We start from the raw sequence: 326 nt of genomic DNA on the forward strand, positions 1-326 counted from the left end.
TTGCATGGCTTCCAATGCTAATTTTTGAACATGAAATCTATCAGTGACCTGTATTGCTTTTGGGAAGCATTTCTTGGAGATCAGTTTCATAGAATTAGCCATGTCCAGTGTTATCTCTTGAACACCACTTCTTTTTTTATAATCAATCTTACTAATGTGTTCTATGACTTGATCTGCCTTTGTTCCAGTAATAATAGCCACTAAGCAACCTTGTTTGCCTTTGGACTTCTTGTTGGTCACAATGGTGTAAAAGCTCTCCCTGAGACAAAGCTACTTCATCAATCGATAAGTGTGTACCTATGTTTTCAGGGTAAAGAATCCGCTGA

At 37.7% G+C, this 326-nt stretch carries 1 protein-coding gene; it reads right to left on the bottom strand.

Features of this window, described 5'->3' with window-relative positions; translation table 11 throughout:
- A partial coding sequence (locus tag IRZ80_RS21290; protein WP_410504333.1) for a transposase occupies positions 1–201 on the bottom strand: 201 nt, incomplete at its 3' end.
- Between the last annotated feature and the right edge of the window lie 125 nt (positions 202–326).

Source organism: Flavobacterium sp. HJJ, from assembly GCF_015351475.1.
GTDB lineage: Bacteria > Bacteroidota > Bacteroidia > Flavobacteriales > Flavobacteriaceae > Flavobacterium > Flavobacterium marginilacus.